Raw genomic sequence first — 9426 nt, 5'->3', positions numbered from 1 at the left:
GTATTAGGCACGCCGCCAGCGTTCATCCTGAGCCAGGATCAAACTCTCCAATAAAGTTAGTTTGTCTAGCATCTAAAATAAAAATTGACGTTTCACGTTGTTTGTTTCGTTCAGTTTTCAAAGAACTACTTGGTCGCTCATTTGCGACTTCCTTATGTTAACATCTTCGTTTTTCGATGTCAACTAAGTTTTTTAATTTCTTTTTTGTCGTTTTCTGCGTTTCCGCATCAGCGACGGTTATTAATATATCATGGTGAAAAATGAAATGCAACACCTTTTATAAACTTTTTTTAAAACTGCCCACATTTCTTTTTTTATATCATATACTTAAACGAAATATCTCTTTCATGTATGAGCAATTCCTACATATATTTTATATAAAGTTACTCTATCAAAAGACGTTTCTTTCTATAATAAGCGTTTTATTCATATAGCATATCATACAGGGAGGAATATATATGGACTATACCGATTTATTAATCAAACTAGGTCTCTCGGCTATTTTAGGATTTGCCATTGGTTTAGAACGTGAATTAAAACGGAAACCACTTGGTTTAAAAACGTGTTTAGTTATTTCTATTATTAGTTGCCTCCTAACGATTGTTTCTATTAAAGCAGCTTATAACTTACCACATACCGATCATATGAATATGGATCCACTTCGACTTGCCGCTCAAATTGTATCAGGAATTGGTTTTTTAGGTGCTGGCGTAATTTTAAGAAGAGGCAACGATAGCATTGCAGGGCTCACGACTGCCGCTATGATCTGGGGTGCTTCTGGTATTGGTATTGCTGTTGGGGCCGGATTCTATATTGAAGCGATATTCGGAATGTGTTTCCTTATGATTAGTGTCGAACTTATACCACTCGCGATGAAATATGTAGGCCCTAGATCATTTCGTCAACGTGATATCGCTGTGAAACTTGTTGTACGAAATATGGACAATATCCCAATCGTAATTGAAGAAATAAAAGAAATGGATATAAAAGTTAAGAATATGAAGCTTAAAACATTAGAAAACGGTTCTCACTATTTACATCTTAAACTGTCCATTGATCAAAAAAGACATACTGCTGATGTTTACTATGCTCTCCAGCATCTTGAAAGTGTCCAACAAACTGAAGTGGAAAGTATGTAACGTAAAACAACCTCTCTTTAATTAGAGAGTTTTTCTTTTTTCTATAATGGCAACAATGAATGTAGTCCTACAAAGTAAGGAGGAATAGGCAATTGAAATCCCGTCCGAATTTAGTAGATACATTTCGTGATTCCATTATTTTTCGTTTAATTTGTTTTATTATTGTACTGACTGCTTTTTCCGGTTTTCTTATACATAGATTAGAACCTTTTCATTTCACTACATGGTTTGACGGAATTTGGTGGTCAATCGTTACCATTTTTACAGTTGGATATGGCGACTTTGCTCCCCATACAACGATAGGAAAACTAATAGGTATAAGTATTATTTTATTAGGAACTGGCTTTTGTTCTTATTATATGGTGCTGTTTGCTACTGAAATGATTAATAAACAATATATGAAAATTAAAGGTGAAGAAGCCGCTACTTCTAACGGTCATATGATTATCGTTGGCTGGAATGAGCGCGCAAAACATGTTGTAAAGCAAATGCACGTATTACAACCAAACCTTGATATCGTTTTAATTGATGAAACACTTTCTTTACTCCCAAAACCATTTCATCATTTAGAATTTATAAAAGGTTGTCCGCATCACGATCAAACTTTATTAAAGGCCAATATTGCAACGGCACACACCATATTAATAACAGCTGATAAAGAAAAAAACGAAAGCTTAGCGGATACACAGTCCATTTTAAATATTTTAACTGCAAAAGGGCTCAACCCAAACATTCACTGCATCGCTGAACTTCTTACTTCTGAACAAATACAAAATGCAACGAGAGCTGGCGTGTCAGAAATTATAGAAGGAAATAAATTAACGAGCTATGTATTTACCGCTTCTCTTTTATTCCCTTCCATTTCAGGTGTACTATTTTCACTTTACGACGAAATCTCTGATAATAAATTACAACTGATGGAGCTTCCATCGTCCTGCACCGGACAAACTTTTGCCAATTGTAGCTATACTCTTTTAAAGCAAAACATTCTCTTACTAGGTATAAAGCGCGACGAACAATATATGATTAATCCAGTTCATTCCTTTGTTCTCATTGAAAGCGACATACTCATTGTTATTCACCATTAGTAAAATGACGCTCTAATTCTTGCATGAGCACTTTCCCAATATTGATATATTTTCTTTTCACATCTCCATCTGGATCTTTCGGCTCAGCAAATTGATCCATTCCACTTGTTCCAGCTGTTAAAGTATTCACATTATCATCTAGTTCGTCTTGATATACGTGCGAAAGAATATACGGCGTTCCAAGACGAACTATTACGCCTGGTACATCTAGTTCTCCATCAATGGCTGTAAATGGAACTCGTAAAAATTGATACCCATCTTCTTCATCAATTTTGTAATCGAAGCATCCTTTATCATAATCCCAATTACCACCAATGCTATATCCAAGTGGTTTCATAATCTCTTCTAACTTATATAACGCATATGTACGTCCTTCTAAATTTGATTGAATCGGAATCAAGCCCATCCCTCCTAGACTTTTCCTTTAGCATACCCACTTTAGTTTGAATATACTGATGAACTTTTCGATAAAATAATAAAAAGCGACCGGATTCCGGTCGCTTTTTATTATTTTAAACGCTCTTCTAATTCTGCTTTTAATTCTTCAAATCCTGGTTTACCAAGTAAAGCAAACATGTTTTTCTTGTATGCTTCTACTCCAGGTTGGTCAAATGGATTCACGCCTAATAAGTAGCCGCTCATCGCACATGCTTTTTCGAAGAAGTATACAAGGTAACCGAATGTGTACTCATTTAATTCAGGAATATTTACGATTAAGTTTGGTACTCCCCCGTCGCTATGTGCAAGTAATGTACCTTCGTATGCTTTTGTGTTTACGAAGTCTACAGTTTCACCAGCAAGGTAGTTTAATCCGTCTAAATCGTTTTCTTCTGATTCGATTGTTAGTTCATGTGTAGATTTACCTACTTTAAGAACTGTTTCAAATAAGTCACGACGCCCTTCTTGAACGTATTGACCTAATGAGTGTAAATCAGTTGAGAAGTTTGCTGAAGATGGGAAAATACCTTTTTGATCTTTTCCTTCACTTTCACCAAATAACTGTTTCCACCACTCAGCGAAGTATTGAAGTGCTGGCTCATAGTTAACAAGCATTTCAATTGTTTTTCCTTTATTGTATAAAGCGTTACGAACTACTGCGTATTGGTAAGCTGGATTTTCTTCTAGTTCTGATGTTCCGAAGTCATCATGACCAGCAGCTGCACCTTTCATCATCTCTTCAATATTTAAGCCACTTACTGCGATTGGTAATAAACCAACTGGCGTTAATACAGAGAAACGACCTCCAACATCATCTGGAATAACAAATGTTTCGTAACCTTCGTTATCAGCTAATGTTTTTAATGCACCACGCGCTTTATCTGTAGTTGCATAAATACGTTTGCGAGCTTCTTCTTTTCCATACTTTTCTTCTAATAACTTACGGAAGATACGGAATGCTAGTGCTGGCTCTGTTGTTGTACCTGATTTGGAAATAACGTTAATAGAGAAGTCTTTACCTTCTAATACGTCCATTAAATCTTTCATGTAAGTGGAGCTAATGTTTTGTCCAACAAATAGCACTTGTGGAGTTTTACGTTGTTCTTTAGAAAGCGTATTGTAGAAAGAATGGTTTAACATTTCGATTGCTGCGCGTGCTCCTAGGTAAGAACCACCAATACCTACAACAAGTAAAATGTCAGAGTCATTTTTAATTTTTTCTGCGCATTTTTGAATGCGAGCGAATTCTTCTTTGTCATATTGAAGCGGAAGGTCTACCCACCCAAGGAAATCGTTCCCAGCTCCAGTTTTTTCGTGGATTGCGTGATGTGTTACTTTCACTGCATCACGTAAATAAGTGATTTCATGTTCACCGATGAAGGATAACGCTTTAGAATAGTCGAACGTTACATGTGTACTCATCTTTTTCCCTCCAATTATGGATATGTATTTCTGTATTCACTTTAGCGAAACTGAAGTTGTAAATCAAGCGATTCAAACATTGTAAACGTAACCAATATATATTTTTTAGAAAAAGTTCATTTTTTGCATAAAAATTCGCATTTTTCGGTATAGATGTATATACATCTTCTTTCAAACATTTTTTATGTATAAAAACAACATAACTACCCCATTCTATAAAAGAGTTAATTAACTCATCGCTTGCTCATGCTTCACAATTAAGGGGGGCTTTTTCATGAGTACTTTACAACGTATCGCATTAGTCTTTACTGTAATTGGCGCTGTGAACTGGGGACTAATCGGTTTTTTCCAGTTTGACTTAGTAGCAGCCATTTTCGGTGGACAAAATTCAGCTCTTGCACGTATTATTTACGGCATCGTTGGTATATCTGGGCTTATCAACCTTGGTTTACTGTTTAAACCATCTGAAAATCTTGGTACGCACCCAGAAACAAACGAAATTCGATAATCAGTATGTCCTTTCACCTCCGACATACGAATATGATTGCATGCAATCATATTTGCAAATATATATCATAAGATAAAGTAAAAGAGGAACGCTCATATGCGTTCCTCTTTTACTTTGTTAACTCGGACTCTTCAATCCATTCTGCCAACTTTTCTCGCAGCGTATTAAATCCGTTTTCAGATGGGTTCGGTATAAGAATCCTTCCTTGTTTTCTTTTCGCCGCTTTTAACGATAAACTCATTTTTCTGTGCTCTTCATCAATTGAAAGTACCTTTACTTCTACTGTATCGCCGACCTTTAAAAAGTCATGAATATCCTTTACATATCCATTTGTAATTTCAGATATATGCACAAGTCCTTGTGTTTCTGCATCTAACGCTACAAACGCACCGTAATCTTGAATTCCAGTCACTTTCCCTGTTACAACCACTCCTGTTGTATATTGTTCTGACATATGAAACACTCCCATACGTTTACCATTCTCTCTACAATTATAGAGAGCAAAGCAGATATATTTATTTTAAATATCCGATTGGTTAGTACGCATTCTAGATAACAATATCTAGAATGCGCATACCTTATATTAGTAAATTATACCACTATGACAGAACTCATTCAAAATTCATGAAAAATTTCCCTTAAAGAAGTATAATTCTCCAATATTGGGATAGACTACTAACACATGGCTTTCTAGTATTCCCCCCCTTTTATGGACAAAACGTATTACGTTTTGTCCTTTTTTTATTTTCAACAAACCGTTCCATTCTCTTCATTGCTTCCATAAGTTGTTCAAGCGACGTCGCATAAGAACAACGAATAAACCCTTCACCACTTTCGCCAAATACGCTACCAGGGACAACAGCTACTTTTTCTTCCAGCAATAACTGTTCTGCAAATTCCGCTGAAGATAATCCTGTTGAAGATATAGAAGGGAAAACATAAAATGCTCCGCCCGGCACATGACACGTTAAGCCCATTTCATTGAAAGATGTCGTCATAAAATTACGACGCTTCTTATAACTATCTCTCATCCGAATTACTTCATCATTCCCCGCACGTAACGCTTCAAGTGCTGCGAACTGAGACATCGTCGGTGCACACATCATGGAATATTGGTGAATTTTGAGCATCAATTCTGAAAACTGAACAGGAGCTGCAATCATACCGAGACGCCATCCTGTCATCGCAAATCCTTTTGAAAATCCTGAAATTAAAATCGTATGCTCGCGCATATTTTTAATACTCGCGAAACTTGTATATGCTTCGTCGTATACAAGCTCTGCATAAATTTCATCAGATAATACAATTAGATTGTACTTCTCAACAATCACTGCTATTTCTTCAAGCTCGAATTTATTTAGCATTGCACCTGTCGGGTTATTTGGTGAACAAAGTAAAATCGCCTTTGTTTTCGCTGTAATAGCTGCTTCAATTTGTTCTGGTTGTACTTTAAACTCGTTTTCTAGCTTAGTCGCCACAGGAACCGGAACTCCTCCAGCTAATGTCACAAGTGGTGCATAAGAAACGAAGCTTGGTTCAACAATGAGCACTTCATCATCAGGATTTATAATGGCACGCATCGCTACATCTAACGCCTGGCTCGCTCCAACTGTAACAATGATTTCATCACTTGGATCATAAGATACTGCAAATTGTTTTTTTAGATACTTTGCTATTTCTTGACGGAGCTCCAATAATCCTGCATTTGCTGTATATGACGTATACCCTTGTTCCAAAGAACGAATACATGCTTGCCTTACATTCCAAGGGGTAACAAAATCCGGCTCTCCTACCCCGAGGGAAATAACACCTTTCATATTTGCTGCTAAATCAAAAAATTTTCGAATACCAGATGGTTTTAAAGATTCTGCTGATCTAGATAGTTCAAATTGCTTCATGGTGTCACCACAATTCGCTTATCATCATCGTCTTTTTCATAAATAACGCCCTCATGTTTATACTTCTTCAAAATGAAATGAGTAGTTGTAGAAACGACAGATTCAATTGTTGCTAATTTCTCAGAAACAAACATCGCTACTTCCCCCATCGTTTTCCCTTCTAATGTAATAGAAAGATCATATGTCCCTGACATTAAATAAACGGATTTCACTTCTGAATAACGATAAATTTGCTCAGCAACCGCATCAAACCCAACGCCGTGCTTTGGCGTAACTTTCACATCGATCATTGCCGTTAAACCTGTATGTTCTTTCACTTTCGTCCAATCGATATGTGTTACATAATCCACAATAATCTTTTCATTTTCTAATCTCGCAACCATCTTCTTTACTTCTTCTACTTCTATATTTAACAGCTTCGCTAATGTATCTACAGATAATCGACTACTCTTTTCAAGACAAGCTAATAATTCTAATTCTTTTTCTGTCACCATATAAATCATCCTTCCTTTTCGTTTGTGTCTAAATTATACAAATACCCTTTCCAGTTTGAAAAGAAGATTTTTCTATTGAATTATGTCAAAATAAAGTGAAACTTTAATCAGCGGAAAAATGCGTGATAAAGCGAAAGGGGATGGAACCGTGAAACCAAAAATTTATATTGCTGAACCAGTTCCGACATTTGTAGAAAACTATTTATCAGAACACTGTGATTACGAAAAATGGGATCAAAATGAGAAAGTGCCTCGTGATGTTCTATTAGAGAAAATACAAGATAAAGATGGGTTATTAAATTTCGGATCTGCTATTAATGAAGAATTACTGACAGTGGCTTCTAACTTAAAAGTAGTGAGCAATATTTCTGTTGGTTACGATAATTTTGATTTACAAGCGATGAAAAACCGAAATGTTATCGGAACGAATACACCATACGTATTAGATGATACAGTAGCTGATCTCGTTTTCGCCCTTATGCTATCAGCTGGGCGCCGCGTTTGCGAACTCGATTCTTACGTAAAAAATGGTGAATGGAACGCTGAAATCGGAAAAGAACACTTCGGACTAGATGTACACCATAGCACAATTGGTATTATCGGTATGGGCCGAATTGGAGAAGCCGTTGCAAAACGAGCAAAATTTGGATTTGATATGAATGTTCTTTACTATAACCGCCGTCGTAAAGAAGAAGCTGAACAAAAATTCGATGCTACATATTGTGATTTACAGACGCTACTGAAGCAGTCTGACTTTATTGTTCTTCTTACTCCATTAACAGATGAAACATATCACCTTATCGGAGAAAAGGAATTTTCATTAATGAAAGAAACAGCAATCTTCATTAATGCTTCTCGGGGGAAAACAGTAGATGAAGAAGCGTTAATCCATGCTTTAACAGAAAAGAAAATCTTTGCAGCAGGCATCGATACTTTTACACAAGAGCCAATTCAAAAAGATAATCCACTCTTATCATTACAAAATGTTGTGACTTTACCGCACATCGGATCTGCAACATTAAAAACTCGTCAGCAAATGGCCATGACCGCCGCTGAAAATTTAGTTGCAGGGTTACAAGGAAAAACACCGCCTAATATTGTGCGCGGGTAATACTGAATAAACGAAAGGCAAGATGACATCGTCATCTTGCCTTTTTTTGTTAACATATTTTCTTCTTCCTTGGAGATGATATGAACAAAAATCAATGGAGTGACAAAAAATGAATCATAAATATACTTGTCCTTATTTCACTTTTTCCACTCGCGGCACTACTGTTCATTACGAATTGTATGAACATGATAATAAAACAGAACGCCCTACTTTCGTACTCGTTCACGGCTTTTTATCTTCCTCATTCAGTTACCGCCGTCTCATTCCTTTACTAGCGAAGGAAGGAACAGTCATTGCTCTTGATTTACCACCGTTCGGAAAAAGTGATAAGTCTCATCTGTTTAAGTATTCTTATCACAATTTAGCAACGATTATTATTGATTTAATTGAACATTTATCTCTCTCAAACATTGTATTAGTTGGGCATTCTATGGGTGGGCAAATTTCTCTCTATGTAAACCGTATACGTCCTGAACTCATTTCAAAGACGATTTTACTATGTAGCTCGAGCTATTTAGCGCGCGCAACCTTACCTTTACTATACTCTTCTTATTTACCGTTCTTTCATTTATACGTAAAGAACTGGATTATAAGGCGCGGCATTGTTCATAACTTAATGAATGTCGTTCATGATCACTCATTAATTGACGATGAAATGAAAAAAGGTTACTCCGCTCCTTTTTATGACGACCGTATATTTCCCGCTTTAACTCGCATGATACGAGACCGTGAAGGTGACTTATCTTCAACTGAATTACAAAAAATCGAAACACCTATCCTACTCATTTGGGGTGAAAAAGACCGCGTCGTCCCTGTACATGTAGGTCATCGTCTACACAAAGATTTACCGAATTCAAAATTTATTTCTTATGAAAATACAGGACATTTACTACCTGAAGAAAAGCCTGAACATGTTTATGAAGAAATTATCGCTTTTTCCGCGCAATAAAATGAAACTTTAATCAGCCCCCACCTAACTTCTTTGCTTCCGCTGAATTTTGAGGTGAGGGTCTTACTACCCAGCAAATAGCGGGATAATATAAAAAAGGCTGTCGGAAATTCTGACAGCCTATAATGAACAGCTTCCACCTTCTTTTATTATAAGTAATTCCATAGCTAATTTCTCACATTTTTCAAGCGCAGGTACTTCCTCAAAAGACATAAAGTATATATGTTGAATCTTCTTTGCGATGTATTTTGGATCGTCAAACACACTTATGACGTTCACAACATCGCTCGCTTCTGTTTCATAAAACTCCGGTCCCATTTGAAACGGATCCCAATTCTTCACAACCTCTATCATCTTTTCATATGTACCCATTCGCTTC

The 9426-nt window shown here is 36.4% G+C and carries 11 protein-coding genes; 5 read left to right on the top strand and 6 right to left on the bottom strand.

Annotated features, from left to right (window positions below; genetic code table 11):
- Positions 1–458: 458 nt before the first annotated feature.
- Positions 459–1139 carry an MgtC/SapB family protein gene (locus ACTFRU_RS20580; protein WP_000386676.1) on the top strand — a complete coding sequence of 227 codons (681 nt, stop codon included), beginning with the start codon at positions 459–461 and terminating at the stop codon, positions 1137–1139.
- Between the two features lie 92 nt (positions 1140–1231).
- On the top strand, positions 1232–2227 hold the full coding sequence (locus ACTFRU_RS20575; RefSeq protein WP_000842320.1) for a potassium channel family protein: 996 nt from the start codon (positions 1232–1234) through the stop codon (positions 2225–2227).
- On the opposite strand, the gene ACTFRU_RS20570 is transcribed toward ACTFRU_RS20575, so the two are convergent.
- Together ACTFRU_RS20570 and ACTFRU_RS20565 are read right to left on the bottom strand one after the other, a co-directional pair.
- Positions 2214–2627 carry a YugN-like family protein gene (locus ACTFRU_RS20570; RefSeq protein ID WP_000612334.1) on the bottom strand — a complete coding sequence of 138 codons (414 nt, stop codon included), beginning with the start codon at positions 2625–2627 and terminating at the stop codon, positions 2214–2216. The two genes, ACTFRU_RS20575 and ACTFRU_RS20570, sit on opposite strands and share 14 nt — an antisense overlap.
- A 107-nt stretch (positions 2628–2734) precedes the next feature.
- On the bottom strand, positions 2735–4087 hold the full coding sequence (locus ACTFRU_RS20565; RefSeq protein ID WP_000103654.1) for a glucose-6-phosphate isomerase: 1353 nt from the start codon (positions 4085–4087) through the stop codon (positions 2735–2737).
- A gap of 274 nt (positions 4088–4361) precedes the next feature.
- On the opposite strand from ACTFRU_RS20565, the gene ACTFRU_RS20560 reads away from it, so the two are divergent.
- Positions 4362–4595, top strand: coding sequence for a DUF378 domain-containing protein (locus ACTFRU_RS20560; RefSeq protein WP_000105788.1), 234 nt, complete (start codon positions 4362–4364; stop codon positions 4593–4595).
- 109 nt (positions 4596–4704) lie between these two features.
- Here ACTFRU_RS20560 and yugI read toward each other — a convergent pair whose 3' ends face one another.
- The 3 genes from yugI to ACTFRU_RS20545 all read right to left on the bottom strand — a co-directional run bounded on the left by yugI (position 4705) and on the right by ACTFRU_RS20545 (position 6987).
- Positions 4705–5049, bottom strand: a complete 345-nt coding sequence (yugI, locus tag ACTFRU_RS20555) for a S1 domain-containing post-transcriptional regulator GSP13 (RefSeq protein ID WP_000003764.1) — start codon at positions 5047–5049, stop codon at positions 4705–4707.
- 253 nt (positions 5050–5302) lie between these two features.
- The gene (locus ACTFRU_RS20550; protein WP_000808534.1) at positions 5303–6493 is read right to left on the bottom strand and encodes an aminotransferase; all 1191 of its coding nucleotides are present in this window, start codon (positions 6491–6493) and stop codon (positions 5303–5305) included.
- Positions 6490–6987 carry an Lrp/AsnC family transcriptional regulator gene (locus ACTFRU_RS20545; protein WP_000255696.1) on the bottom strand — a complete coding sequence of 166 codons (498 nt, stop codon included), beginning with the start codon at positions 6985–6987 and terminating at the stop codon, positions 6490–6492. The genes ACTFRU_RS20550 and ACTFRU_RS20545 overlap by 4 nt, the downstream gene beginning before the upstream one ends.
- Positions 6988–7105: 118 nt before the next feature.
- On the opposite strand from ACTFRU_RS20545, the gene ACTFRU_RS20540 reads away from it, so the two are divergent.
- Both ACTFRU_RS20540 and ACTFRU_RS20535 read left to right on the top strand, forming a co-directional pair.
- The gene (locus ACTFRU_RS20540) at positions 7106–8098 is read left to right on the top strand and encodes a 2-hydroxyacid dehydrogenase (RefSeq protein WP_440037788.1); all 993 of its coding nucleotides are present in this window, start codon (positions 7106–7108) and stop codon (positions 8096–8098) included.
- 109 nt (positions 8099–8207) lie between these two features.
- A complete protein-coding gene (locus ACTFRU_RS20535; protein WP_044307365.1) occupies positions 8208–9047 on the top strand; it encodes an alpha/beta fold hydrolase in 840 nt (279 codons plus the stop codon).
- A gap of 120 nt (positions 9048–9167) precedes the next feature.
- Here ACTFRU_RS20535 and ACTFRU_RS20530 read toward each other — a convergent pair whose 3' ends face one another.
- Complete coding sequence (locus tag ACTFRU_RS20530; protein WP_000537637.1) at positions 9168–9419, bottom strand: YugE family protein; 252 nt, start codon at positions 9417–9419, stop codon at positions 9168–9170.
- Between the last annotated feature and the right edge of the window lie 7 nt (positions 9420–9426).

The organism is Bacillus cereus group sp. MYBK220-1 (genome assembly GCF_051916445.1).
Classification (GTDB): Bacteria; Bacillota; Bacilli; order Bacillales; family Bacillaceae_G; genus Bacillus_A; species Bacillus_A cereus.
Note: the sequence above shows the minus strand (reverse complement) of the source record. Positions and strands in the feature narration are given on the sequence as shown.

Excerpts from the sequence above, each read along its gene's own strand:
- ACTFRU_RS20580 (WP_000386676.1), top strand. The coding sequence starts at position 459 with ATGGACTATACCGATTTATTAATCAAACTAGGTCTCTCGGCTATTTTA.
- ACTFRU_RS20565 (WP_000103654.1), bottom strand. The coding sequence starts at position 4,087 with ATGAGTACACATGTAACGTTCGACTATTCTAAAGCGTTATCCTTCATC.
- ACTFRU_RS20560 (WP_000105788.1), top strand. The coding sequence starts at position 4,362 with ATGAGTACTTTACAACGTATCGCATTAGTCTTTACTGTAATTGGCGCT.
- yugI (WP_000003764.1), bottom strand. The coding sequence starts at position 5,049 with ATGTCAGAACAATATACAACAGGAGTGGTTGTAACAGGGAAAGTGACT.
- ACTFRU_RS20550 (WP_000808534.1), bottom strand. The coding sequence starts at position 6,493 with ATGAAGCAATTTGAACTATCTAGATCAGCAGAATCTTTAAAACCATCT.
- ACTFRU_RS20545 (WP_000255696.1), bottom strand. The coding sequence starts at position 6,987 with ATGGTGACAGAAAAAGAATTAGAATTATTAGCTTGTCTTGAAAAGAGT.
- ACTFRU_RS20540 (WP_440037788.1), top strand. The coding sequence starts at position 7,106 with ATGCGTGATAAAGCGAAAGGGGATGGAACCGTGAAACCAAAAATTTAT.
- ACTFRU_RS20535 (WP_044307365.1), top strand. The coding sequence starts at position 8,208 with ATGAATCATAAATATACTTGTCCTTATTTCACTTTTTCCACTCGCGGC.
- ACTFRU_RS20530 (WP_000537637.1), bottom strand. The coding sequence starts at position 9,419 with ATGGGTACATATGAAAAGATGATAGAGGTTGTGAAGAATTGGGATCCG.